This is a genomic window from Acidovorax facilis (genome assembly GCF_023913775.1).
GTDB lineage: Bacteria > Pseudomonadota > Gammaproteobacteria > Burkholderiales > Burkholderiaceae_C > Acidovorax > Acidovorax facilis.
The window spans coordinates 38,350-62,988 of sequence record NZ_JAMXAX010000018.1 but is presented as its reverse complement, the minus strand read 5'-3'; the positions used below and the strand labels follow the sequence as shown (position 1 = coordinate 62,988).

Annotated in this window: 19 protein-coding genes and 1 pseudogene; 13 read left to right on the top strand and 7 right to left on the bottom strand. The window is 64.0% G+C overall.

Translation table 11 applies throughout. The features are described from left to right. Window positions 1-299, top strand: a 299-nt coding sequence (locus NFX52_RS08500) for a phosphopantetheine-binding protein (protein WP_202907191.1), incomplete at its 5' end; no start/stop codon positions are given. Further along, window positions 299-4,387, top strand: a complete 4,089-nt coding sequence (locus NFX52_RS08495) for a non-ribosomal peptide synthetase (RefSeq protein WP_082437510.1) — start codon at window positions 299-301, stop codon at window positions 4,385-4,387. The genes NFX52_RS08500 and NFX52_RS08495, both read left to right, overlap by 1 nt. A 17-nt stretch (window positions 4,388-4,404) precedes the next feature. On the opposite strand, the gene NFX52_RS08490 is transcribed toward NFX52_RS08495, so the two are convergent. Next, complete coding sequence (locus tag NFX52_RS08490) at window positions 4,405-4,560, bottom strand: hypothetical protein (RefSeq protein WP_238385670.1); 156 nt, start codon at window positions 4,558-4,560, stop codon at window positions 4,405-4,407. A gap of 119 nt (window positions 4,561-4,679) precedes the next feature. On the opposite strand from NFX52_RS08490, the pseudogene NFX52_RS08485 reads away from it, so the two are divergent. Continuing rightward, window positions 4,680-4,883, top strand: a pseudogene (locus NFX52_RS08485) (integrase core domain-containing protein); the annotation flags it as partial. Window positions 4,884-5,159: 276 nt separating this feature from the next. Here the strand turns inward: NFX52_RS08485 and NFX52_RS08480 are convergent. From NFX52_RS08480 to NFX52_RS08465, 4 genes are all read right to left on the bottom strand, one after another. Continuing rightward, window positions 5,160-7,583 carry a TonB-dependent siderophore receptor gene (locus tag NFX52_RS08480; RefSeq protein ID WP_252635604.1) on the bottom strand — a complete coding sequence of 808 codons (2,424 nt, stop codon included), beginning with the start codon at window positions 7,581-7,583 and terminating at the stop codon, window positions 5,160-5,162. A 125-nt stretch (window positions 7,584-7,708) separates the two neighbouring features. After that, on the bottom strand, window positions 7,709-8,842 hold the full coding sequence (locus NFX52_RS08475; protein WP_238385669.1) for a FecR family protein: 1,134 nt from the start codon (window positions 8,840-8,842) through the stop codon (window positions 7,709-7,711). Between the two features lie 140 nt (window positions 8,843-8,982). Continuing rightward, window positions 8,983-9,489 (bottom strand): RNA polymerase sigma factor, encoded by a 507-nt coding sequence (locus NFX52_RS08470; RefSeq protein ID WP_055399722.1) that lies wholly within the window; start codon window positions 9,487-9,489, stop codon window positions 8,983-8,985. 370 nt (window positions 9,490-9,859) lie between these two features. Continuing rightward, window positions 9,860-11,161 (bottom strand): lysine N(6)-hydroxylase/L-ornithine N(5)-oxygenase family protein, encoded by a 1,302-nt coding sequence (locus NFX52_RS08465; protein WP_055399720.1) that lies wholly within the window; start codon window positions 11,159-11,161, stop codon window positions 9,860-9,862. Between the two features lie 406 nt (window positions 11,162-11,567). On the opposite strand from NFX52_RS08465, the gene NFX52_RS08460 reads away from it, so the two are divergent. The 5 genes from NFX52_RS08460 (at window position 11,568) to NFX52_RS08440 (ending at window position 18,065) form a co-directional block, all read left to right on the top strand. Next, window positions 11,568-12,416, top strand: coding sequence for a formyl transferase (locus NFX52_RS08460; RefSeq protein WP_055399718.1), 849 nt, complete (start codon window positions 11,568-11,570; stop codon window positions 12,414-12,416). Continuing rightward, complete coding sequence (locus tag NFX52_RS08455; protein WP_238385668.1) at window positions 12,406-14,841, top strand: penicillin acylase family protein; 2,436 nt, start codon at window positions 12,406-12,408, stop codon at window positions 14,839-14,841. The genes NFX52_RS08460 and NFX52_RS08455 overlap by 11 nt, the downstream gene beginning before the upstream one ends. A 25-nt stretch (window positions 14,842-14,866) precedes the next feature. After that, entirely contained in the window at window positions 14,867-16,588 is a 1,722-nt protein-coding gene (locus tag NFX52_RS08450; protein ID WP_055399716.1) for a cyclic peptide export ABC transporter, read from the top strand. Between the two features lie 28 nt (window positions 16,589-16,616). Further along, window positions 16,617-17,675, top strand: coding sequence for a histone deacetylase family protein (locus NFX52_RS08445; protein ID WP_055399714.1), 1,059 nt, complete (start codon window positions 16,617-16,619; stop codon window positions 17,673-17,675). Window positions 17,676-17,834: 159 nt separating this feature from the next. Then, on the top strand, window positions 17,835-18,065 hold the full coding sequence (locus tag NFX52_RS08440; protein WP_055399713.1) for a helix-turn-helix domain-containing protein: 231 nt from the start codon (window positions 17,835-17,837) through the stop codon (window positions 18,063-18,065). Between the two features lie 52 nt (window positions 18,066-18,117). Here the strand turns inward: NFX52_RS08440 and fhuF are convergent, their stop codons facing one another. Then, entirely contained in the window at window positions 18,118-18,927 is an 810-nt protein-coding gene (gene fhuF / locus NFX52_RS08435) for a siderophore-iron reductase FhuF (RefSeq protein WP_055399711.1), read from the bottom strand. Between the two features lie 230 nt (window positions 18,928-19,157). Here fhuF and NFX52_RS08430 point away from each other — a divergent pair, with 230 nt between their 5' ends. The 4 genes from NFX52_RS08430 (at window position 19,158) to NFX52_RS08415 (ending at window position 22,974) form a co-directional block, all read left to right on the top strand. Continuing rightward, window positions 19,158-19,451, top strand: coding sequence for a hypothetical protein (locus NFX52_RS08430; protein WP_162239776.1), 294 nt, complete (start codon window positions 19,158-19,160; stop codon window positions 19,449-19,451). Between the two features lie 131 nt (window positions 19,452-19,582). Then, window positions 19,583-21,787 carry a carbohydrate binding family 9 domain-containing protein gene (locus tag NFX52_RS08425; RefSeq protein WP_055399707.1) on the top strand — a complete coding sequence of 735 codons (2,205 nt, stop codon included), beginning with the start codon at window positions 19,583-19,585 and terminating at the stop codon, window positions 21,785-21,787. Between the two features lie 220 nt (window positions 21,788-22,007). Then, complete coding sequence (gene fur, locus NFX52_RS08420; protein ID WP_055399705.1) at window positions 22,008-22,454, top strand: ferric iron uptake transcriptional regulator; 447 nt, start codon at window positions 22,008-22,010, stop codon at window positions 22,452-22,454. Window positions 22,455-22,494: 40 nt separating this feature from the next. Then, on the top strand, window positions 22,495-22,974 hold the full coding sequence (locus tag NFX52_RS08415) for a pseudoazurin (RefSeq protein WP_055399703.1): 480 nt from the start codon (window positions 22,495-22,497) through the stop codon (window positions 22,972-22,974). Window positions 22,975-23,257: 283 nt separating this feature from the next. Here the strand turns inward: NFX52_RS08415 and NFX52_RS08410 are convergent, their stop codons facing one another. Beyond that, window positions 23,258-24,121: a class I SAM-dependent methyltransferase gene (locus NFX52_RS08410; protein ID WP_055399701.1), complete on the bottom strand. Its 864-nt coding sequence runs from the start codon at window positions 24,119-24,121 to the stop codon at window positions 23,258-23,260. Between the two features lie 75 nt (window positions 24,122-24,196). On the opposite strand from NFX52_RS08410, the gene NFX52_RS08405 reads away from it, so the two are divergent. Further along, window positions 24,197-24,628, top strand: coding sequence for a helix-turn-helix domain-containing protein (locus NFX52_RS08405; protein WP_055399699.1), 432 nt, complete (start codon window positions 24,197-24,199; stop codon window positions 24,626-24,628). The last annotated feature ends 11 nt before the right edge of the window (window positions 24,629-24,639 follow it).

Genomic DNA, 24,639 nt, shown 5'->3' with positions numbered 1-24,639 from the left:
ACGAGCCGCCGCAGGGCGACGTGGAAGAGACGCTGGCGGCAATCTGGGCCGAGGTTCTGCGGGTCGAGCGCGTGGGCCGGCACGACAACTTCTTCGAGCTCGGCGGGCATTCGCTGCTGGCTGTGCAGATAGTGGCGCGTATTCAGACGTCGCTGCGATCCGATTTGACCATCCGCCGTGTCTTTTCTCACCCAACCTTGACAAGCATGGCCTCGTTGATTGCAGGCGAATCTCGGGCGCAGAGCACCTCGTCCTTGGCCGAAATTGACGCTTTCATGGATAACCTGGAAGCTGTGTGATGAACAGTCCCACAACCTACCGAATCGCTGAACGATTCGCGCGGCTTGGTTTCGAGCAAAGGCGTGCGGTCTACCAAAAGATCAAACTGGAGGGTTTGGCCATTGGCCAATTTCCGATCCTCAAGCGAGATGAATCGGCATGGGATTTGTGTCCTGCTTCCTACGCCCAAGTGCGGCAGTGGTTTCTGTGGCAGTTGGACCCTGAGAGCACGGCATACCACATCACCGGTGCATTGAAGCTCAAGGGCGAGCTAAACACTGGTGCGCTGAGGGCGAGCTTTGATGCGCTGGTGGCTCGGCACGAATCGTTGCGCACGGTGTTCCGTGCGGGCGGGGATGGGTTAGCCGAGCAGGTGATTCTGAAGGAAGGGGGAGTACATCTCGAAGAAATTGACGTGAGCAGAGTAGATGCGTCAGAGCGGGCCGGGCGGGTGCAAGCCGCAGTGACGCGGCTGCAGCAGACTCCGTTCGACCTAGAGCGAGGCCCTCTGTTGCGGGTGGGGGTGATCAGGGAGGCGGCCGATGAGCACGTGCTGGCGGTTGTGATGCACCATATCGTATCGGACGGCTGGTCGTTGCAGGTGATCGTTGACGAGTTCGTGGCGCAGTATCGGGCGCGGGTGCAAGGGCTTGATCCCGAGCTTCCGGCACTGCCAATTCAATACGCGGACTACGCGGTGTGGCAGAGGAACTGGCTGGAAGCCGGGGAGAAAGAGTGTCAGCTCGAGCACTGGAAGACGCAACTGGGTAACGAGCATCCGGTGTTGCAATTGCCGGTGGATCATCCCCGTCGGCCGGACGGGCGCTACACCACGGCGCGCCATAGGCTTGAGTTGCCTGCGGCACTAGTGAGAGGACTGCAAGTGCGGGCGCGTGACGAGGGGGCGACACTTTTCATTGCGCTGTTGGCTGCCTTGCAGGCACTGCTGTCGCGCTACAGCGATCACAACGATATTCGGGTGGGCGTTCCGATCGCCAACCGCCACCGGGTGGAGACCGAAGCAGTGGTGGGCTTCTTCGTGAACACGCAGGTGCTGCGCAATGTCATCGACAGGCGGATGAGTCTGGATCAGGTGTTCAGGCAAACCAAGGAAGTGGCGCTCGGTGCTCAGATCCACCAGGATCTGCCTTTCGAGCAACTGGTGGAGGCGTTGCAGCCTGAGCGCGACTTAGGAGCCAATCCACTGTTTCAAGTCATGTTCAACCACCAGCGGAGTGACCGACTAGCACCGCTGCAACTGCCCGGGTTGAGTCTGAAAGACTACGAACTCGGTGGGCAGAGGGCGCAGTTCGAGCTGACGGTGGACAGCATTGAGGCTGCGGACGGACGGGTACACGTGAACTTCACCTATGCCCGGGAGCTGTTCGAGCCCGGCACCATCGAACGTATGGCGGGGCACTATGTGGCGGTGCTGCGGGCGCTGGCCGAACGCCCGCAGCAGGCGGTAGATGAGGTCGAACTCCTGAGCGAGGAGGAGCGTCGGCAACTGACCGATTGGGGCGTGAATGAGCAGCGGTACCTGGACGTGGAACCGGTGCATCGGCTGATCGAACGACAGACGCAGCAACGGCCGGAAGCTACTGCGCTGCTGTTCGGCGACGAGCAGTTGAGCTATGCCGAGCTCAACGTCCGGGCCAACCGCTTGGCGCACCGGCTGATCGGGCTGGGTGTGAAGCCGGAGGCGAAGGTGGGCATTGCGGTGGAGCGCTCGGTCGAGATGGTGGTTGGGCTGTTGGCAATCCTGAAGGCGGGCGGGGCATACGTTCCGTTGGACCCGGAGTATCCAGCGGAACGGCTGGCCTACATGATCGAAGACAGCGGGATTGGGTTGCTGCTTACTCAAAGCCATGTGAGCAGGCGGTTGCCCGGTCTGGATGCACTGGACGCTCTTGAGCTAGGCACGCTGGAGTTGGAGGGCGAGTCGGAGCACGACCCACAAGTGGCGGTGCACGGAGACAACTTGGCGTATGTGATCTACACCTCGGGCTCCACCGGCAGGCCCAAGGGAGCGGCGATCCGGCACCGGTCTCTGGTCAGCTGCATGAGCTGGATGCAGCAAACCTATGGTCTGACGCCAACCGACACCGTGTTGCACAAGGCGCCGTTCGGCTTCGACGTGTCCGCATGGGAGATCTTCTGGCCGCTGACGGCAGGGGTGCGGCTGGTGGTGGCTAACCCCGGTGACCACCGTGACCCCGAGCGGATCACCGAGCTGATCCGCCGACACCAGATCACGACGCTGAACTTTGTGCCGGCGATGCTGCAGGCCTTCCTGGCCCATGAAGGCATCGAAGAGCAGACCCGGCTGCGGTACGTGATTTGCGGGGGCGAAGCCATGCCGGTGGCCACACAAGGCGAGGCGCTACGGCGCCTCGCAGGCGTGAGCCTGCAAAACCTGTACGGCCCGACCGAAACCACGATTCACGTCACCCAGTGGACGTGCCGGGACGACAGGGCAAGCCTGGTGCCGATCGGGCGCCCCATCTCCGAGACCAGTGCCTATGTGCTGGATGAGTCCTTGAACCTCGTCGCTCAAGGGGTGGCCGGTGAGCTGTACATCGGTGGTGAGCTGCTGGGTCGCGGCTACCTGAACCGAGCGGGCTTGAGCGCGGAACGGTTCGTGGCGGATCCGTTCGACGAGCGGGGCGGGCGGCTGTACCGCACGGGTGACTTGGTGCGGTGGAACGTCGATGGACAGATCGAGTACCTGGGTCGGCTGGATCACCAGGTGAAGATCCGCGGCTTGCGGATCGAGTTGGGGGAGATCGAAGCGCACCTACTGGCCCAACCCGAGGTGCGCGAGGCCGTGGCGGTGGCCAAGGAGGGGCCAGGCGGTGTGCGGCTGGTGGGCTACATCTCGGCGGTTGTGGGGCACGCGATTGATCCCGCGTTGCTGCGCGAGCGGCTGGGCAAGCAATTGCCCGACTACATGGTGCCCAGCGTGATCGTGGTGCTGGAGGCGCTGCCGCTGAACGCCAACGGCAAGGTGGATCGCAAAGCTCTACCTGAGCCGGAGTTCGGGATTGAGCGGGGCTACGAAGCACCGCAAGGCGAGGTGGAGGAGGCGCTGGCTCGGATCTGGATGGAGGTACTGGGTGTCGAGCGCGTGGGCAGGCACGACAACTTCTTTGAGCTGGGTGGCCACTCGCTGTTGGCACTCAAGGTCATCCAGCAGATGCGGGAGCGCGGAGGCAAGTTGCATACCGGGCTCCGGAGGCTGTTTGCTGCGCCGACGATTGCTGCGTACTGCAGCCACAGTGACGTTGGCTCGCGCACGGTTGCTTTGAACGCGCGCTGTCCAGGTGAGCTGCCGTTATTCGTCGTGCACGACGGCTGGGGCAGTGTACTCGATTACACATTGATCGCCCGTGAGTTGGGCGGTAGGCGCCAGCTCATCGGCCTGCCGGTCACGCAGCGGGACGTGGTTGGCGGTTTGTCCGAGTTGGCCAGTCGGCATGCCGAGACGATCGTCATTCACGAGCCAGTCGGCCCTTGTTTGATCGCCGGTTGGTCGCTCGGCGGCGCGCTCGCACCACTGATCGCCGCGCAGTTGGCGGCATGGGGGCGGGATGTCGCATTCGTCGGTGCGATTGATCCGTTCGTGCCCCACGACACCGCCGCCGCAATCCCCACACTGCGCGAGCAACTTGTAAACTTCCTCGGGATATTGCTGCCGCAGCATGCGCATGATTGGATTGCGGCGGACAAGGAGGTGCACCTGCAGCTCGATCGCACAGATGACCATCCATCGCAGGTCGCGCGGCTCATCCGGCTCACGCGCGGTCGCATTGCCGGAGCGGAGCTTCATGAATATGCAGCACTGGGTGACGACGAACTGACCGGGATGTTCTTCACCGCGCGTGTGCTTCAAACAGCGGCATGCTTGCCATGCGAGGTGCCTAGCCTGTGTGCACCGACGACTGTTTGGTGGTCGGCGAGCAGGCCGCAGGAGGAGCGGGCACGCTTCGCAGCGTGGTTGCGAGCGCCGCATTCAACGCAGTACAGCGTCGACGCCGACCATCTGGGGATCGTCCGATCGCCGACATTAGCAGGCCAACTCGACGCGGCGCTGAACGCACTATCATGAGACAAGGCGCAGTGAGCCTAACCGTACTCGCGCGCCAGACGCGACACCGAAGCACCGGGCTTGCCGCATGCAGCCACCAACTCGGCCTTGGCCGACTCGTCGTAAACACTGCGGCCGTCGCGCTTGTGACCGACTACAAGCCGCAGCGACAACTCCTCCATTGCGTCTGACATCACGTTCCCACGTTCATCTACGTGGGAACGTAGGCTGTCAGGCAGTGCTCGGCGCCGCAAGGGCGTGGTCTATTGAGCGCTTACCAGACAACCAAAGGACTCACCGAGATGAAGTCCTGCACGGGACGGAATTCACCGCGAAGGCGCTGGACGATTGGGCTTATCGCCGGGGGATCAAACTCAACTACACCCGGCCCGGAAAGCCCACGGATAATGGCCTGATCGAGTCGTTCAACGGACGGCTGCGCGACGAGTTCCTCAATGTCAAAGAGTTCATCACGCTGCACGATGCCTGGGAGAAATTGAAGGCTTGGCAGGACGACTAAAACCACCACCGTCCACACAGCTCGCTCGGCAACCTGACCCCGAGCGAATTCGTCAACAGCAGATCAGTTCAACCCAGAAGCGGCCAGCCTGTAGTTCAGAACTGTCCGGTTTCCGGGGGAACGTCATTGCAGCCGCGCAGGTGCAACTGTCGCTGCCGATCCAAGGGGGGGGAACTCGATCTGATCGCCTTTGATCTCGACGAAGTCAACGAGACGTTGCGGCAGATCGAGTACTGATCGTCAATGCGGCCTCAGGATGATGTTTGTATTTCTTCAGAACCGGTACTTGGCACTGAGCACGACTGTCCGTTCTTGGCCGTATTTACATATCTTGCTCCCACCGACTGATTCGATGCAGTTGACCACATGTTCCTTGTCCATCAGATTGCTTACGTTGAGTGCCAAACGCCATGGGCCGGTGTCGTAACTGATGGCTGCGTCAAACAGTGTGAATGACGGAGTGCGAGACTGGTTTGCCTCATCACTGTATGTGGAGCCGACATGCCGTACTCCAAGTCCGATACCCAAGCCACGCCAGTCACCCGCTTGAAAGCGGTAGTTCAGCCATGCCGATGCCGTCTGCGTAGGCGTCGCAGTCGGAGTTTTGCCCAGGTCAACGTCGTTGCTCTTAGTGATTTTGACGTCGTTGTAGGTGTAGTTGGCGAGCAGGTCTAGGCCTCTGGCGATGGGGGTTTTCGCCTCAAGCTCGAGACCCCGCGATCGGATGGCCCCCTTTTGTACCTGGAAGTCGGGGTCATCTGGGTCGATAGTCAGCACATTGTTCTTGCGCAGGTCGAACAATGCCGCCGTGAAAAGGCTGCGCCCGCTGTCAGGGGAATACTTGACACCAACTTCGTACTGTTTACCCTGCGTCGGTTTGAAGGTGTTACCATTGGCATCTAGGCCCAGAGTTGGCAAGAAGGAAGTGGCGTAACTGAAGTAGGGGGTCCACCCAGATTGGGTGATGTAATTGATGCCCAGACGCCCGGTGAACTTGTTGTCTTTCTGCTCAATTGCTGTATCGGCCATGTGATCGAGCGATTCAACTGAGGTCCAATCCATGCGTCCGCCCAGCGTGACCAACCAGTTTCGGTTCAAGCGCATCTGATCCTGCGCATAGAAACCCCACTGGTGGAAGTGCTGCCTGGAGTCGCCGATGTCGGCCGTTGGTGACACGGTCGTCGCTTGATCGTAAACCGGGTTCAGTATGTCCAGCGCCCCTACTTCGCCTGAAAAGGCCAGATTGCTCGTCTTCAGGCGTTCGGCATCCAGGCCGAATAGCAACTTGTGTTCTACGTCGGCAGTGTTGAGACGACCCTCAATATGCGTATCGATGGCCAGTTGCTTGCTGTTTTCTTCAAACACGCGTACGCGTCGGGCGAGGGTGCGCCCATCGCTTGCCAAACTACGCGCTGTGATGCGGCGGTAAGTGACATCGATATTTGACAGGCGTGTGTTCTGCCGCACAGTCCAGCTGTCATTCAATCGGTGCTCGAACTGGTAGCCAATAGCTGCTTGATCTTGGTCATAACCCGTGAAACTGGGTTCGCCAACTAGTACGGACGAGGCCTTTCGGGAAGAGGCGCCGGGCGGCGAATAGCGAAACGCGAATCCGTCATTGCGATCTCGGAAAAACTCGGACAGGATTGTTAGTGAGGTGTTCTGCGATGGAGCCCACATCAGAGAGGGGGCCAAGTACATACGGCTATTTGATACAGCATCTCCGTTGGCGTATTCGTCTTGCGTATCGGCGGCTACACCGAGTCCAACCACCCGATACAGCACCGTTCCCTGTTCGTCCGCTGCACCGCCGATGTCTGCCGCAAGCTGTCGGCGGTTGCGGTTGCCGAATTGCACCTCCACCTCGCGAGGCGCATCGGTTCGCGGCCGTTTGCTGACGCGGTTAACGATGCCGCCAGCATCGCCCTTACCGTAGAGAACCGACGCAGGTCCACGCAGCACCTCGACGCGCTCCAGGCCATATGATTCGCTGCGTTGGTTGGTGTAGTTGTTGGCATCGGTGTTCATCCGCAGGCCATCTTGATAGAGCGATGTGCCGAAACCCGAGAACCCACGTAAATTGAGCCAGTCTTCCTGTCCACGAGTGTCCACGCCGGCCCGCTCGCCAACGACACCGGGGACATAGCGCAAAGCCTCCATGACGGAAAGAGCGCCTCGGTCTTCCATCTCCTGTCTGCCAAGGACGGAAATCGACTGCGGAGTCTCGATGATCGACGTATCTGTCTTGGTGCCGGTGGTGCTGCGCTTGGCGACATAGCCCCGCACCGGCCCGGTAGCTGTTTCCGTCTCCGCCGCCGCCTTCACTGTCACGGTTGGCAGCATTGCCCCTTGCTCGCCAGGTGACCGGGCGGCCTTGATCACCATGGACCCTCCCTCCTGCGTGGCCACAAGCCCGCTGCCGGAGAGGAGTTGATTGACGGCCTCGCGCGGGGTCAGGTTGCCTTTGACCGCTGGCGCCTTCTTGCCTGCGACCAAGGCAGGGGAGAAGGCCACGGGAACGCCCGTGGCTGCGGCGAGTTCGTTCAGTGCGGCGTCGAGCGGTTGCGCCGCAATGGAGATGGCCACTGGCTTGTCTGTGGTAGCGGCCTGGGCATGAACGAGCCCGGGAGTGCTGATGGCCAGGGCGATGGCGAGGGTGAGTGGTGCGGGGTTGAAGAGGAGGTGCGGGTGGCGCATCGAGGTCTATTCCTTAAGCAGTAGTGTGAATGAAAATAAGTCTCACTACTCTTAAAGACGCGCGACCAGTCCAGATGTACACCCCTTTCCGCAACTTTTTCTTACAGGGCCGGGTGGTCTTGCGGTCAGCGCGCCTTGACGACCTCGGTGCTGCCGTCGTCCCGCGCGACCAGGCGTACCGGGAGAATCTGCGGCAGCACACGTGCGAAGATGTCCGGGCGGCCGATCTGGTAGCTGCCACCGATGCGCAATGCTGCGACTTCCGGATCCCGGATCACCAGGCGGGTGGCGTGGTAACGCTCCAGTTCGTGCACCGCATCGGACAGAGGGGTGTTCGTGAAGCGCACCAACCCTTGCCGCCAGGGGGCAATGCCGGCAGGGGAGATGGAGGAGACCTGGCTCATCTGACCAGAAAGCGAGACCTGGACGCCCTGGCCTGCAGACAGTTCTACTAGTTGGGGACTCGGCTGGCCGCGGGCGTCGATGGTCACATCGGCTACCCTGACGCGCCCGTCCTCCACTGCCACGTTCACGGTTCCGGCATCGGCGCCGTCCTTCATGTAGCGGACGGCAAAGCGCGTGCCCACCACCGTGACGCGGGCAGGGCCGGCCAGAACGTCAAAGGGCTTGGCGGTGTCCGGCGCCACGTTGAACATGGCCTGGCCATGCGCCATGCGGACTTCACGTCGATTGCGGTAGAGCGAGACTTCCAGGCGGGTGTCCGCGTCGAGCGTCAGGTGGCTGCCATCGGGCAGCGGCACGTCCAGCCGCTGACCTTGCTCCGCTGCGTAGGTGTTGGCAAAGGTCGGCTGTGTCCACTGATACCAGGCAATGCCGGCGGCCATGGTGCAAACGCCACAAAGCGCTGCGACCCCGGCGCCGAAACCGCGCGGCCACCATGAGCGGGCGCTCGGCGCGGGTGAGCGCCACGGGTCATTGCGCGTGCGCCGCTTTTGCCCGATGGCTGGGGTGTCGATGCTCGGCTGGGGTGAACTCTCTGCCGGGCGTGGAGGAACCCCGCGACGGGACGCGCGCAGCAGATGCGCCACCCGCTCTGCCGGCATGCTGCGAAGCAGGCGAATGCTGTCGTCCACCTGTGCCCAGGCTCTTGCGTGCGCCGGATCAACTGCTCGCCAGGCCTGGAACTCGGCCTCCTCGATGGCGCTGAGCCCTTGCTCCCGGCGCGTGTGCCAGTCCGTCGCGGCGACGTCGACCGGATCCTGGCCGCGGACGAACGCCTCGAGTTCCCGCGAGGCCACTTCATCGAGAGAGGCATCCGCGGACGGTGAGCAACAGGAAGAGCCCGTGGGGGCTGTCGTTCGGATCATCTTATTTGTATAGACGCACGAGGCCGCGCAAAACTACACCCCGCAGGATCAATCCGGCGCGCAAGGGTTCTCTATTCCTTGGCATGGCTGCCCTTCTGCGTCTGCCGGCATGCGGCGCAGGCCAGTTTGCCGCGGCTGATGTACTGGTTGACCATGCTGAGCGAGATGCCCATGCGCTGCGCGATCTCCTTGTTCGGGAGTTCATCGAAAGCATAGAGGCAGAACGCTTCGCGGCATCGGGTCGGCAACGCCTCGATGGCCTTGAGATAGGCCTCGGCTGCCTGCGAGGAGGCGTAGATTTCCTCGGGTTGAAGGTGTTGTGGCTGGGTCGGCAGGACGGCCTCGTCGAGTTCATCGATGTTGTCGTGCTGCCGAATCTCCGCGCGCCGATCCATGTCGATCTTGGCGTTCAGGGCCACTTGTCGCAGCAGGGCCCGAGGCTCGAGTACCGCTTGCCCGGCCTGCTGCATGGCCAGGACGCGCGCGTAGCTCTCCTGCGCCAGGTCGGCCGCAGTGTCGTGGTCCTTGACCTTGCGAAGGCAGAAGTTCAGGAGTTCCCGGTAGTAGCGAGTGATCACGGTCCAGCCAGCGCCCCAAAGTGACGACGTTTCCTGGCAGGGGCATGCGTCAAGCTGGCTGTGGTGGATCACCGACGCCGCGCCGCCAGGGCTCGAGGCCATTCCCGGACGCACGGCGTGGCTATATGGCTGGCGTAGGCCAAGCGAAGCAGGGCTCGGCGCTTACGAGGGGCGGGTCTCTCCAGGGGATCGGGGGGATTCCAATCCCTGGCAGCGAGGCCTCTGTAGCATCATTCGGAATGACAATCATTCCATTCTACTCGAATGCCCGTCATCTGACCACTATGAGTGCCTGCGTTCGTGCTCCGCGTTCGGTTGGGCTTGTTGCCCCAAGGAAGGGACCCATCGATCCTTCCTTGGGGCGTGACGCTCAGGTGGCAGCGGCAGCGAGTTTTTCCGTGCTGGCGCCAGGCTTGCGCGCGGTGGATGAGCCGAGTGCATCGATGATCTCCTTCACGCGCACGGCCGTTACGGAGAGCAGGGTGTCGCTCAGCCCATGGCTGCCCTCGCATGCCCCCTGCAGGAAGATGGCTGGCTGGAGCTCGGTGGCAGACCTGAGACGGTAGTTGCGGTCCACCTGGAGATCGCCCAGATGCTTGGCGAGCGGGGTGAGCAGGGGCTTGTGGTTCTCGCGCTCGTACCCCGTTGCCAGCACCACGGCGTCGTAACGCCGCGTGAGTTCCATGTTTTGGTCCAGATCGCGCAGCACGAGTTCAACTCCGTCTGCGCGCGCATTTGCGCTCAGTACCTCGTGCCGCCGCAGCAGGTGATGGCGATCGCCGCGCACGACCCGTTGTTCGTACAAGATCTTGTAAATCTGCTGAATGAGTTCGAGATCCGGGGCCGCGTAGTTGGTACGGTGAAACTCCTGCAGCAGTTTGGCGCGGGTGGCTTCGTCCTGCTGGAACATGTGATCGGTGAAATCCGCGTTGAAGATGCCGTTGACGAACGGACTGTCGTCGGACGGGTGCAGGGCCCGGCCGCGCATGATCAGGTCGACGTCGGTGGGCTCCGCTCGGTTGTGCAGGTCGACGAAGATCTCCGCCGCGCTCTGGCCGCCTCCGATGACGGCAACCTTGCGCGCCTGGCGGTTGGCCGCGATGCCGGTGAGGTAGCCGTTTGAATGGAAGACGCGGGCCTCGCCCGCCAGCTTCTTGAAGCAGTCCGGTACCTTGGGCGTCCCGCCGACGCTGACCACGAGATTGCGGGCCAGGCGATCCCGCACGGCGCCCCGTTGGTCACGGGATCGCACCCGCAGCAGGGGGACGTGGCCGTCCTTTTGCTCAGGCAGCACCTCGATGACCTCTTCGGCGTATGCGCAGATGTCGTCGAACTGGCGAGCGGCCCACCCGAGGTAGTCGCTGAACTCGTGGCGACTCGGGAAGAAGGACTTGAGGTTGATGAAGTCGGGCAGCCGGCCTTGTTCGTGCAGGTAGTTCACGAAGGTGAAGCGACTGCGCGGGTTGCGCAGCGTCGCCAGATCCTTCAGATAAGAGATCTGCATGTGGGCATGGCCGAGCAGCATGCCTGGGTGCCAGGAGAAGCCGGCTTGCTTTTCGATGAAGAACGCGTCGATGGGGCGGTGCCCTGCCTGCCGTTCTTCCTGGAGGGCAATGGCGAGAGCGATGTTGGATGGCCCGAAGCCGATTCCGATCAGGTCATGGATGTGCATGCGGTGGTCCTCACGAGGTGGTGCTGATGGATGGGGCATCTGTGATCGTCGATGCACATGACATCGATGAAGACGCCGATGACGCACGGCCGCAGATCGGTCGTGAGGGGGCCATCTCGGTCCGGACGGGCTGCGCCATGGCACCGCACCGGCGATGTCTGGCGCAAAGGAGCTCATGGCGTGATGGCGGTCCCATGCCAGCAAGACGGGGAAGGGCCTGGTTTGTTTAGTCCGCCGGGTTCCGCGAGCGCGGCTAAACAGATGAGGGGCTGATGCGTCTTATGAGGCAACACACCTGACCGCGAGCGCAAAGTAGCTGGCTGCGTGGATCGGATCAGGACGTGGACATCAGGATGCCTACCGGTTGGCAGGCGTCTTCACCAGAACATGCCCCTTCATACCGACCATGGCTCAGAAACGTCTCGTTTACATCTGGTCCCTAAGGAACGCCGCCGCGGACAAGGCTGGCCAGCACATCAACTACAAGGCCGAGGCGCGGTACATGCCCTCGCCACTCGAGCATCTGGTGACCCTGCTCAACGAGGGGCCCCTGGGCGAGCATCTGGTGCTTGACCGGGTGATCTTCGATGACGACGAGGGGTCTCCCGCGGACCGGGCCAAGCTGGCCGACTACGGCTTCACGCCCCGACCTGGGGGAACGTGGTTCTACCCGCCGGGGCTGGCCGTCCAAGGGCGTGCGCTCAACGATCTGCTCACGCCCGTGCCCTCGACCTACCGGCGATTGCCGCTGAACGATCCACGGCGCGCCAGTGGCAAGCATGATTTCGAGGAGCGCCTGCTGGCTGCGCTGAGCGGCGTGCAGGCCGATGTCGTCGTGCTGGATGGCCTGCTGGTTATCCTGGATGAGTTGGTGCGCCCGGGGGCGCCATTCGCCCGGCGCATCTACAACATCCATCCCGGCATCACGCGGGATGGCTCGCCCCACCAGCGGCGCGGCGCCTATGCCACGCTCGACGCCCTGCATGGCGCGCGGGGCAAGAAGGTCGTGAACTGGCAGACGATGGAGTACATCGACGTGCCCGTGGTTCGCCAGACCGGCGCGTCTTTCCATTTCGTTGACAACGGCATCGACTCCGGAGAAGTCGTGGCCGACGTCCTGGCCACCGACATCGACCCCGAGGACACGATTCTGGAACTGCGCTGGAACAACTTCCATCGAAGTCTTTTCCCGGCGCTGGAACAGGGCCTCGCCAAGGTCTTGGGCGTCGAGCTGGGAGTGGCCCATGCCTGCTGAACCCGCGATCGCGCGGGGGTGGGGGCGGCGGTGTGCCTCGGGTGCGGTGCTGATCGCGGCGCTTTCTCTGCTGATGCCCCATCCGGCGCGCGCCCGTGAGGTGTCGGACGAAGCGATGACCGCAGTTGCGCGATCCATCGAGATCCGGCGCACCACCGATGACATCCCGCACATTCGGGCGAACGGGTGGCGCGACTTGGGCATTGGCATCGGGTATGTGCAGGCGCAGGACGCGCTGTGCACCCTGGCGGAGTCGTTCGTGACCAACGAAGGTCGACGATCTCTTTTTTTTGGCGCGGAGCAGCGTCCCTCGGTTGATTCCAATGTGGGGCGACCGAAGAACATCGACTCGGACTTCTTCTTCCGGGCCTTTGTCGATGACGCGGCGGTGGCGCGTTTCCAGGCCGAGCAGCCCCGTGAGTTGAACGACCTCGCCGAGGGTTTTGCTCAGGGCTACAACCGCTGGCTGCGGGAGGCCCAAGCCCACCCGCGCCGCCACGCCCACCGTGCCTGCCTGGGCAAGAAATGGGTTCGCGAGATCTCGGCGCAGGACATCCACCGCCGGATGTACGCGTCGCATCTGACGGCGGGCTATCTGCAGTTTCTCCCCGACATCGTCAACGCCTCGCCCGGCAGGGTGCAGGCGAGCGATGCTGTGGGTTCGCAGGAACTGCGGGTGCGTCTGGCCAACAACCTAGGCCCGCGCGTCGAGTTGGGCAGCAACGTGATCGCCTGGGGACAGCGTGCCACCGGCGGCGACGGGGCCGTGCTGCTCGGCAACCCGCATTGGTATTGGGGTGGCCCGGACCGCTTTTACCAGATGCACCTCACCATTCCCGGGAAATTGAACGTGGCGGGGGTGGGGTTCCTGGGGGTGCCGCTGGTGATGATCGGCTTCAACGAGCATGTGGCGTGGAGTCATACGGTTTCCAGCGCGCGTCGCTTCGGCTTGTTCCAGTTGGAGCTCGATCCATCGGATCCCAGGCGCTATCTGGTCGATGGCGTGTCCGAGCCCATGCAGTCGCGCACCGTCACCGTGGACGTGGCGGACGAGGGCGGGCAGGCTCGCCAGGTGAGCAGGACGCTGTACACATCGAGGTTCGGTCCCGTGGTGGATCTGGGCCGGATGGACCCCGCCCTGGGCTGGTCTGCCCAACGTGCCCTGGCGGTGCGCGATGTCAACGCGGACAACCAGCGCGTCTACCGGAATTTTCTGCGGTGGAATCTTGCGGGCTCGCTCGACGAGTTCATCGCCATCCAGCGCAAGGAGGCGGCCATGCCATGGGTGAATACCGTGGCCATTGGCAAGGGAGATGGGCGGGTCTGGTATGCGGACATCGGTGCGGTACCCGATGTGCCCGATGATCACCGTCAGGCCTGCAATGCGCCTCTTGCCGGCGCCTTCGCCAAGTTCGATCCGCGCACCCCGTTCCTGGATGGCAGCCGATCCGCCTGCATCTGGCATGTCGATCGAGAGGCGGTGCAGTCGGGTGCCATGCCGGCCGAGCGGCTTCCCAGTCTTCTGCGCGAAGACTATGTGGCCAACATGAACGACAGCTACTGGCTGGCCAACGTCGACCAGCCGCTCGACGGATTTCCTTCCTTGCTGGGGGCGGCTCAATCCGCGCTGCATCACCGCGGCCGTCTGGGGCATCAGATCGCGATCGACCTGTTGCAACGGGGGGCGCGGTCGTCCAAGGAACTCGGGCGCTGGGCGATGCAGGAGGCGCTGCGCTCACGCGCCTATTCCGCGGAGCAGTTCAAGCTGACCTTGCTCGATCAGGCCTGCTCTCGGGTGGGCGTGCCGGCAAGCGCAGGGCGTGATGCCTACACGAAGGCCTGCGGCGTTCTGCGCGCCTGGGGGAGCACCGGAGAGGCGGGCGATCGTGGGGCGCTGCTGTGGGATGCGTTCTGGGACGAACTGGAGAAGATCCCCGAAGGGAAACTCTACCGGACCTCCTTCTCCATCGACGCGCCACTGTCCACGCCGGCGGTGCCCATGCCGAGCGAAGGTGGGGCGGGCAAGGCGCTGACCTCGGCCATCGCTGCGCTGAGTGCCAAAGGGATACCGCTGGACGCGGCGACGGGAAGTCAGCGCTACGTGCGCAGCGGCGGTCGACGCTGGCCGATCTACGGCGGCTGCGGTGGCGCAGGCTATTTCACCGTGGCTTGCCCCGAGGACGGGAAGGACGTTCTGGATGCGAATGCGGTCTCCAACAGCTACTTGCAGGTGGTGCGCTTCGGCGAGAAGGGGGTCGAGGCGCACACGCTGCTGGCCCATGGACAGGACGAACTCGCCGTGAGCAACGGCCGGGGCAGCGCGCCGGTTGCGCGCTATTCGCGCAAGGCATGGCTGCGTTTTCCGTTCAACGAGGCGGACATCCAGCGCGATCCGCAGTTGACGCGCGCGGTCTTGCGGCCGTGAAACCCAGATAGGACGAGGTCTGCGCATGGCGTATTCGATGAGCGAACGCAATCAGGCACGCGAGCTGTTGCAGCTGCTGCGGCCGTTTTTTCCATGGATCCTGCTGTCGGCCATCACCGGCGTCGGCGCGGGTGCCGCCACGGTGGCCTTGCTGGGAGTGGTCAATCAGGTGCTTGCCGGCGGCAGCGGCATGGCCGGCGACGTGCTGCTCTCCTTCGTGGCGTTGTGCCTGGCGGCCTTGCTGGGGCGCGCCGTCTCGCACGTGTCCACCAACTGGGTCGGCCAGCGCCTGGTGGCCGAAGTGCGCAAGAGCTTGGCGCGCAAGATCCTGTCGGCCCCGATCGATGCGCTGGAGCGGTACCGAACACACCGGCTGATGCCTGTGCTGTCTCAGGACGTGGACATGATCAGCGACGTGATCTTCGCCCTCGCCACGACCTTGGTCTCGGTGGCCACCGTCCTGGGCTGCCTGGGCTACCTGGCCTATCTGTCGCTGCCGTTGTTCGGCTTTTTGATCGTCGCGCTGGTCGGGGGGACGGTGGCCCAACTGCTTGCGCAGGCGCGCGGGGTGTCGGGTTTCTGGAAGGCGCGGGACCATGAGGAGCAACTGCACAAGACTTACCGTGACATCAGTGCCGGGGCCAAGGAACTTCGCATGCACCGGGAGCGGCGCAGCCGGATGTACAACGGTCAGATCGAACGCATCATCGGGGCGATCCGTGACGTCAACAGCAAGGCGATCAACACCTATGTGCTGGCGACTGCGTTCGGGTCCGCGCTTTACTTCCTCTTGATCGCCTGGATCCTGGGCTGGGCGGCTTTCCGGTCCACGGAGCCCGCCGTGCTCAGCGGGTTCGTGCTGGTGCTGCTGTTCCTGAAAGGTCCGATGGACCAGATCCTGGGGGTGCTGCCAGAGGTTGGGCGGGCCAAGGTGGCGTTTCAGCGAATCGCCGACCTGTCGGCCCACTTCGCCAATCCGGAGCCGCACCTGCACCTGGATCGACCCGAGAGCCGGGTGGCCCTGGAGCAGGCCATCGAGCTGAGGAACGTGCAGTACGCCTTCCAGGCGCCCGACGGCGCGACCGAAGGCTTCGTGCTGGGGCCGCTGGACTTGCGCCTGGACAGCGGAGAACTGGTCTTCGTCGTCGGCGACAACGGGTCGGGCAAGACCACCCTCATCAAGGTCTTGCTGGGGCTGTACCCGCCAAAGGCCGGGGAGATCCTGCTGGACGGGGAGCCGGTGACGGTGGAAACCCGGGACGACTACCGGCAACTGTTCACGACCGTTTTCGCGGACTTCTACCTGTTCGAGGATCTGCTGGCCGGAGGCAAGGTGGAGGGGCGCGAGCAGGGCGTGACGCAAGCGGCCCTGAAATACCTGGAGCGTCTCGAGATCGCCCACAAGGTGAGCGTCAAGGAGGGGGCATTCAACACCCTGGATCTGTCCACCGGGCAACGCAAGCGGTTGGCCTTGGTGCACGCCTATCTGGAGGGCCGGCAGGTGCTGGTGTTCGACGAGTGGGCCGCAGATCAGGACCCGACGTTCCGGCACCTCTTCTACACCGAGCTGCTGCCGGAACTGCGGGATCGTGGCCATCTCGTCGTCGTCATCTCCCACGATGACCGCTACTTCCACGTGGCCGATCGGGTGGTGCGCATGGCCAACGGGCGCATCGTCGAGGATCGAAAGACCGGTGCGGACGAGGCAGGGCCGGTGTTGGCAGCAGCAGGATTGGCGGGCGCATGAGTCCTCGGTGGGTGCAAGGAATTGGCCGGTGCTGATCGTCTACAACAGTGTTCATCCGCGCCATCACGGGCGCGTGGAGATGTTTCGGGGCGCGCTGGTCGAGGGTGTGGAGGTGCCTGCGCGGGTCGAACGTGTGCGCCAGGAGCTGCTGCGCCGCGGGATGGGGCGCTTCGAGCTGCCGGGTGAAATGGATCTGGCCTTGTTGAACAAGGTCCATGCGCCGTCCTTCGTGGCGTTCCTGCGCGGCGCCTGGGCGGAATGGGTTGCGCTCGATCCGGCCAATGCCGGGAGGGATGCCCTGCCGTCGTACTGGCCGATCCGCGCCTTTCGCTCCGATGTGGTTCCCGACAGTTTCGTGGCGCGCCTGGGCCAATACACTTTCGATGCGGGCACGCCGCTGACCGCCGGCAGCTGGGACGCGGCCTGCGAGGGCGCCAACTGCGCGATCACGGCAGCCTGGCGCGTTCTCGCTGGCGAGTCGGCGGCTTTCGCACTGACGCGGCCGCCCGGACACCATGCGGGACGGGACTATTTCGGCGGCTATTGCTTCCTGAACAACGCGGCGCTTGCGGCTCAGGCCTTGCGTGACGGCGGAGCGCAGCGCGTGGCGATCCTCGACGTGGATTACCACCATGGCAACGGGACACAGACGATCTTCTACGACCGTCCTGACGTGTTGTTCGTGAGCATCCACGCCGATCCGCGGACCGATTACCCGTACTACATCGGCTACTCCGAAGAAACCGGTGCCGGTCTCGGCGAAGGGTTCAACGTGAACCTGCCGCTGCCGCGGGGGACCGATGGGGCCGCCTGGTGCCGGGCTCTTGAGATGGCCCTGCAGAGAATCCAGGCATTCAAGGCGGACGCATTGGTGGTGTCACTTGGGGTGGACACCTACGAAGGCGATCCGATCTCGGGCTTTCGGCTGACCAGCGACGACTTCCTGAGGTTTGGCAGCCGATTGGGCCGATTGGCCATGCCGACGGTCCTGGTGTTCGAAGGCGGCTACGCGGTGGACGACATCGGCATCAACACCGCCAACGTGCTCCAGGCTTACTTGAGCGAGGGAGTCGGGTTGGCCCGATGACAGTGCCGGCGTACGACCGGGCCGCAGGCAATGAGCGAGGTGATACATCCCGGCGCATCTGGTTGTGGGAAACCAAAATGTGACTCATAAAGCGTGAACTGAAAGGGCGTGGATTCATAGAGCGTGTCCCTATAGCTTTCCTACTGTTTTGGAAATGCTATGGAACTCGACTACGATCCCCGCAAGCGCTTTGGTGCCCATCTTGCCGCCCTTCGGCGCAAGAGGGGTATTTCGCAGGAGCGCCTTGCGCTGGAAAGCGGGCTGGCTCGCAGCTACCTGAGCGGTGTGGAGCGGGGCTTGCGCAACATCGCCCTGGTCAATATTTGCATCCTCGCGCAGGCCCTCGACATGCAGCCCTCGGAACTGCTGGACTTTCGCACCGGCGCGTAGAGAGTTCGCAGCCTGCTGACGGCCGCCCTTCGGGCTCGAGCTCGTCATGCGGCTACAGACCGGGGTCCCGGTCGCCATCGCATGTCTCCAGCAGCATATCGTCGCCCGCCCGAAGATGAATGCGGTGCTGCGGGTCGAGTGGGCAGGCGCCGCAGTAGCCGTGGCCGGGGAGCCGGTAGTACAGGCAGCACTGCCGGTGCAGCCGGATGGTGACAGGGGTGCCATCCTCGATCCGTCTGGCTTCCCGTTGTCGGGCATACAGCGGGTTGCGCTGGTGGTCCGGCCAGTGCGGCTCGTGCAGCAGCGCGTGCTGGTCTGCGGCGACATGGGGGGCGTCTCCGGTCAAGGCCAGCGCTTGCTCAAGGATGGTCTGCAGATACCGTGCGGCATTGGCCCACAGGATTTTTTGCGGCAGGTGTGTTTGCCGGGCGATGGCTGCAAACAGCGGTTCGAGGTGGTGCCACAGCAGGGGGCCATAGCGAACTGCCGCCGGTTCGCCCGCCATTGAACTGCCTTCCCGTGCGATGTGGAAGCGCGTCGGTGTGCCGGTGCCGTCCAGTTCGACCGCGACCTGGTCGGCGCGCATCGGAAAACCGTGCTGCAGCACGCTCGCTGCGGCGGCGACCGGCGGCAGCAGGGCCCACAGATAGTCCATGCTCCAGGCGGAGGCTGCAGCCCGCAGATCCTCGCCCGTGACGCCACGGCGGCGTGCATGTTGCCGGATCGCGCCGGCCAGCAGCCGATCGTCCCGAATCAGGCGCGAGACCTGGATGGCATCGGGCGGCCAGCGCGGGGAGCAGGTGAGCGCCTCTCCAAGGGGCGCCCACTCGCCCTGGAACAAGGGGGTGAGCAGAGGAATCACCGTGGGTTCTCTTCAACAAGGGGATGGCATTCGCCGGCCGGGAGAGCGCCTGGCAGGGCCGATGTGGTGAGGGTCACACACCCAAGACGCATGGGCGACCGCAGCGTTTAAACAAATCGGTGGATCGCCCGTCTTCAATGGAGCGGTTCCATCCGCGTCGCGCGCCCACCCTGGCAGCAGGGTATCGAATTGAGATACTTTCTGCCGTTTTCATCGGATTCGAACCGTCCATGCTTGCCCATCCTTACCTGCAGCTGCGCCGCTTGCTCCTTGCCGAGGCGCTGACCGACATCGCGAGCGGCGCGTACCGCCTGGCGTCGCTCGTCACCCAGGGCAACGCGGCGCTGGCGGTGGCCGAGGTCGATGGGGACACGCCCGAGTCGACCGTCCCGGACGGCCATCGCCATTTTTTGTTCGCTGATCGCCTGATCCGTGTTCAGGGTACTCGGATCACTAAGATCGAGACCCCTTCTGGGCTCGCTGTGCGTAGACCGCCGTTCGGCAAACTGACCGTTGCGGCATGACGGTTGGTCGGTCTGGAATCGCCGGCAGCGGGCGCTTGCCGACGTGGATAACGGGGCTGTATGGCCTTGGACATGGCTGCGCGCGTTGCCGCGGCAGTTTTCGACGTCTTGCACACCTGTATGGAAAGGGCTTGGGCCGTGTCCGCCAGGTGGTGGCGCTCACCGCGGCAATGATGGCGTCTTTCGCAACGGCCGCTCTTGATGCAGCGCCTGCGTCGCCGACCCTCATGGCTGCCTTGCGGCTGCCCGCGACGGCTGATTTCGCTGGTGCTGTGCCCTCTCTGGTCGATGCAGCACCCATCGGCGGTTTTGTGCAGGTGGCTCCCGTGGCCGGATCGGCGCCCACGCGCCGCACTGAGTTGCGCATGGCCCACGACGGCAGGGCCTTGCACATCCAGGTGCGAGCCTACGACCCCGAGCCTTCGGCCATCGTGGCGCAGCAGATGCGTCGGGATGTGGAGGGCATGCTCAAAGAGGATCAGGTGACGCTGGTGTTCGATCCCGATGGCGATGGCCGCAACGGTTACCTTTTCGCGGTCAATGCCAACGGCGCCCAGTTCGACGCGCTGATTTTCGACGGCGGGCAGATGCGTTTCGACTGGGACGCGTTGTGGCGCAGCGAGGCGCGCATCGAGGCCGACGGCTGGCGTGCCGACATCACCATTCCGCTGTCGGTCTTCGGGCGCGGGCGTCCGGTCGGCGAAAGCGAGGTGCGCACCTGGCGCGTCAATGCCGAACGTTGGATGCCGCGCGGCAGCGAGCGTGTGCGGCTGGCCGGCATCCAGCCCGACAAGGAGGTGTACTCCTTGGGTGATGCTCTGCCCATGCCGGCCATCGTCGCCGATCAGGACGGCTGGGGGCTGCGCCTGAAGGCCTCGCTGCGCGCCACCAGCGAGTCGTCGGCCGCCTCGGGCACAGGTCGGGCGCGGCAGCGCCTGGAGCCCGGACTGGAGGTGTTCCACGAGAGCCCTTCCGGGTTGCGGACCACGGCAGCGCTGAACATCGATTTTGGTGAGGCGGAGGCGGATGAGCGCACTGTCAATCTCACGCGGTTTGAACTCTTCCGCCCGGAGAAGCGCGAGTTCTTCCTGCAGGATGCGGGGCGCTTCACGTTCGGCGGCCTGGTGGAGAGCGCCGTCATCCCGTACTACTCGCGCCGGGTCGGGCTGGATGCGACCGGGCGTGGGCGCAGCCTGGATGCCGGCCTCAAGTTCTCGGGACAACTCGCTGGCACTGATTTCGGCCTTTTTGGCGCTCGGGTGGCCGGCGGGCCGACCGAGCCGGGCGCGCCCGATCAGCGCGCCGCCGATGTGGCCGTGCTGCGGGTCGCGCGTCCGCTGGGCCATCGCAGTCGCGTCGGGCTGACGGCCACCCGCGGCAATCCGGAAGGCACGTCCGGCAGCAGCCTGTGGGGTGTGGACTACCAGTTCCGGGACACCAACTGGGCGCCACCGGGCGGGGAGGGTGGCAAGACCCTGGAGACGCATGCCTGGGCGCTGGAATCGAGCAACGCCGGGTTGGGCAGTGGCCGGTCATGGGGGGCGAGCGTGAAGTATCCCAACGTCGGCCTCACGGGCAACGCCGAAGTGCAGCGCATCGATGCGCACTTCAATCCCGCCCTGGGCTACCTCGCCGAAGCGGGCGTGACGCGTGGGAAGGGAGAACTGGGCTGGTGGCATCGCACCCGAAGCGGTGAGGACATCGTCCCGGGCGTCGATTGGAATTTCCGTCGCAAGCAGGACGGCAGCGAGCGCTCTTGGTTGCTCAACCCGGAGATCGGCTACACCAATGCAGCCGGCGATACGGTGATGGTCGAGGTGTTTTTCGAAGGGGATCGTCTGGCCTCTGCCTATACCCCAGTGCCTGGCGTGACCGTTCAGCCAGGCCGTTATGGCTGGCACTACCTGTTCGGGTACCTGGAGACTGCGCCGTCCCGACCGGTTTCGGCGACAGCGGAGTTGCGCAGCGGCGGGTACTACGACGGGCATCGTGATGACCAGACCTTGCAGCTGGCCTGGAAACCCGGCCCGTACTGGGGCTGGCGGGTGGGCCTCGCGCGTAATGCCATTCGCCTGCCGTCGGGCAGTTTCACCGTCCGCACCGCCTCCTTGCGCCTGGATCACACCCCCAGCACACGTCTGGCTCAAAGCCTGCTGCTGCAGTGGGACAACGTCTCGAAGGAACTGGGCGTCAGTGCCCGCTTGCGATGGCTATGGAGGCCGGACCGGGAAGTGATTTTCTCGCTCGATCGCCTGGGCTACACGGGCGAACAGCGCGACCTGCTGCCCAACCAGACCCGCGCCATGCTCAAGCTGGTGTGGAATCTTGAGCGGTAACGGCGAACCGGGTGGCATGGTTGATGAGAAGTTGCACGCCACATGCAGCGTGTGATCCGTCATTCGGTCAGCCGGAGTGGTGGGGCCGAATGAGAGCTTCGATCTAAACAAACGCACGGGCAACTCGTCTTGGTTGACGGTGGCGGCGCGCTGCATTGGGAGACGACTGCCGGGGGGATGGCCACGGCGGTTGTGGTGTTGAACGTATCAATATCTGCGCATGAAAACCCTCCAAGAGTTGGACAACCAGGATCTGAAACGAACCGGGCTGAAGGCGACGCTGCCGCGTCGTCTCGTGCTGGAGATCATCCGCTCCAGCAGCGAGCGCCACCTGTCCGCCGAAGATGTCTATCGGCGTCTGCTCGCTCATGGGCATGACGTGGGGCTGGCTACGGTGTACCGGGTGCTGTCGCAACTGGAATCGGCGGGCCTGTTGTCTCGCAACATCTTCGAGGCGGGCAAGGCGCTGTTCGAACTCAATGAGGGTGGCGATCACGACCACCTGATCTGTCTCGGGTGCGGGCGGGTGGACGAGTTCCGCAACCAGGCCGTCGAGGCCTTGCGGCAGGACGTGGCGGTGGCCCACCGCTACCAACTCACGCGCCACCGACTGGCGCTCTACGGCTACTGCCCAGACTGCACCCCTGGGCACCCAGCGGGCCGATGACGTCCCACCGATTTCGATTCACTCTTGAAGGAGTTTTGCCATGTCGTTTGCCGTTTTTCGCCGCTTCTCCACCATGCCTTGCCCGGATGTCGTCCTGGGTGGGCTTCTGCTGCTGGCTGTCGCGTCATCGGCACAAGCCGCGGACCACACCGTGAAGATGCTCAGCACCGGCAAGGACGGAGCCATGGTGTTCGAGCCCGCTTTCGTGAAGGTGGCGGTGGGGGACACGGTCGTGTTCACGCCAACCGAAAAAGCCGCCCACAACAGCGCCTCACTGCTGGTGCCGCCGGGCGCGAACGGCTGGAAGAGCGATCCGGACAAGGAGTTCAAGGTCAAGGTCGAGAAGGAGGGCGTCTACCTCTACGTCTGCCAACCGCACAAGATGATGGGCATGGTCGGGGTGATCCAGGCCGGCAAGCCGGTCAATCTGGCCGATGCGAAGGCTACGGCGGCGAAGGAGCAGGCGGCCTTTGCCATGGGCAAGGACCGCTTCGACAAGGCACTGGCCCAGGTCAAGTGACCCTGGCTCGGTGACCCCGAAGCCAGTCTGTGAGTTCTGCACAATCCGCACCCTGGCCCCATCCCGGTCCGGGGGCGTGCGACATGGAATGGTGCCCTTGCGACTTCTCTGAAGTTGCGCCTCCGGGGTTTACCGTCAAAGGCCATGTGCTGGCACTCTACGGGCGTTGCCGAAGGTGCCAGGAGCGATCCCCAGGAGGAAGTCGGCGCAGCGGCTCCGCCAAGGCGAGTGCATAGGCCGCGCGTTCGACCGGACATTCCACCGTCTCAGGCGCGAACGGCCTCTATCGGCGCTGCGGAGTGGATGTTGCTCGTGCATTGACCATCCAGCATGCGGCAACGAAGTGGACCGCAGAGCCCGCCACGTAGGAATCGAAGGCCGCACGGACGGTTTCGATGACTTCTTTGCGGCCGCCTTCGTCCACCTCTTGGAGCACCCGGCCGACAGGTCCGAGCCGGCTCAGGTAGGGGACCAATTCTTTCTCGGGAAGGGTGCAGCTGACGTCGATTGGTTGGATATCGATCCCACTCCAGCCGCTGTTCTCCAGGATGTTTAGAACCCGCTGCGCGTTGGCAAAGGCGAACTGCCCTGGTGCATCCGGCCGACGGGCGGGGATGTTCGGCAGGAGAGGGGCCGCGGCCCGTTCGGCTGTCGTCATGAAGGGGTTTTCCGCAGGGCTGCGCCAGGCGATGAAGCGGAGTTCGCCATCGTCCTTCGCGGCGTGCCGCAGATTGGCGAAGGCCTGTACGGGATCCTCGAAGAACATGACGCCGAAACGCGAGACGATCATGTCGAAGCCCGCCGGCTCGAAAGCATGAACCTGCGCGTCCGCAAGGATGAAGCTTGCTGGCACAAGTTCGCTTTCTGCGCGGACCCGGGCTGCGGCGATCATCGGCTCCGAAATGTCGATGCCGGTGCAGTGGCCCCCATCGCCTAGCCGCCTGGCGATCGCGAGCGTCGTGCCGCCCGTGCCGCAGCCGACGTCAAGCACCCGGCCGCCGGACGCGGTGGATGCCGCCGTGGCGAGGAGATTCTCGAACGGTTTGAACATCCGGTCGAGCTCCTCCTGCGCTTCGACCCAGGCCCGGCCGGCAGCGCCGTTCCAGAGGGCAGCCTGCCCGTCATCTGTAGGTTGGGTGATTTCCATGTCGATCTCCTTTTGCTTGCCTGAATGAGGCGGGAGTCATACTGTGCAACTTGAAGTCAACTTGAGGTCAAGAGGATGGAAAGCCTGGACATCACCGAGGTGGCGCGGCGCGCTGGCGTCCCTGCGTCGACGCTGCGCTTCTACGAAGAAAAGGGGCTGATCGCCTCGATCGGCCGACGCGGACTGCATCGTCTTTTCGGCGCGAGCGTGCTGGAGCGGCTGGCGTTGATCGCCTTGGGGCGTGCCGCCGGCTTTTCGCTCGACGACATCGCGCGCATGTTCTCGCCGGACGGCCAGCCCAGCATCGACCGGCAGATGCTCACGGCCAAGGCGGACGAGCTGGACCGGACGATCCGCCAACTGAGCGCCATGCGCGACGGACTGCGCCATGCAGCCGTCTGTCCGGCGCCGTCCCATATGGAATGTCCCTCCTTCCGCCGCATCCTGCAGGCGGCTGCATCCGGTGCGCTCGGCCCGAGAAGGAAGACGAGGGTGCGCTCCCCGTAGTGCCGGACGTG

What these genes read in the sequence shown, in the direction of transcription:
- fur (WP_055399705.1), top strand. Translation starts at nt 22,008, where the DNA reads ATGAAAACCCTCCAAGAGTTGGACAACCAGGATCTGAAACGAACCGGG.
- NFX52_RS08440 (WP_055399713.1), top strand. Translation starts at nt 17,835, where the DNA reads ATGGAACTCGACTACGATCCCCGCAAGCGCTTTGGTGCCCATCTTGCC.
- NFX52_RS08405 (WP_055399699.1), top strand. Translation starts at nt 24,197, where the DNA reads ATGGAAAGCCTGGACATCACCGAGGTGGCGCGGCGCGCTGGCGTCCCT.
- NFX52_RS08460 (WP_055399718.1), top strand. Translation starts at nt 11,568, where the DNA reads ATGGCTCAGAAACGTCTCGTTTACATCTGGTCCCTAAGGAACGCCGCC.
- NFX52_RS08495 (WP_082437510.1), top strand. Translation starts at nt 299, where the DNA reads ATGAACAGTCCCACAACCTACCGAATCGCTGAACGATTCGCGCGGCTT.
- NFX52_RS08410 (WP_055399701.1), bottom strand. Translation starts at nt 24,121, where the DNA reads ATGGAAATCACCCAACCTACAGATGACGGGCAGGCTGCCCTCTGGAAC.
- NFX52_RS08415 (WP_055399703.1), top strand. Translation starts at nt 22,495, where the DNA reads ATGTCGTTTGCCGTTTTTCGCCGCTTCTCCACCATGCCTTGCCCGGAT.
- NFX52_RS08490 (WP_238385670.1), bottom strand. Translation starts at nt 4,560, where the DNA reads ATGTCAGACGCAATGGAGGAGTTGTCGCTGCGGCTTGTAGTCGGTCAC.
- NFX52_RS08450 (WP_055399716.1), top strand. Translation starts at nt 14,867, where the DNA reads ATGGCGTATTCGATGAGCGAACGCAATCAGGCACGCGAGCTGTTGCAG.
- NFX52_RS08430 (WP_162239776.1), top strand. Translation starts at nt 19,158, where the DNA reads ATGCTTGCCCATCCTTACCTGCAGCTGCGCCGCTTGCTCCTTGCCGAG.
- NFX52_RS08455 (WP_238385668.1), top strand. Translation starts at nt 12,406, where the DNA reads ATGCCTGCTGAACCCGCGATCGCGCGGGGGTGGGGGCGGCGGTGTGCC.
- NFX52_RS08465 (WP_055399720.1), bottom strand. Translation starts at nt 11,161, where the DNA reads ATGCACATCCATGACCTGATCGGAATCGGCTTCGGGCCATCCAACATC.
- NFX52_RS08480 (WP_252635604.1), bottom strand. Translation starts at nt 7,583, where the DNA reads ATGCGCCACCCGCACCTCCTCTTCAACCCCGCACCACTCACCCTCGCC.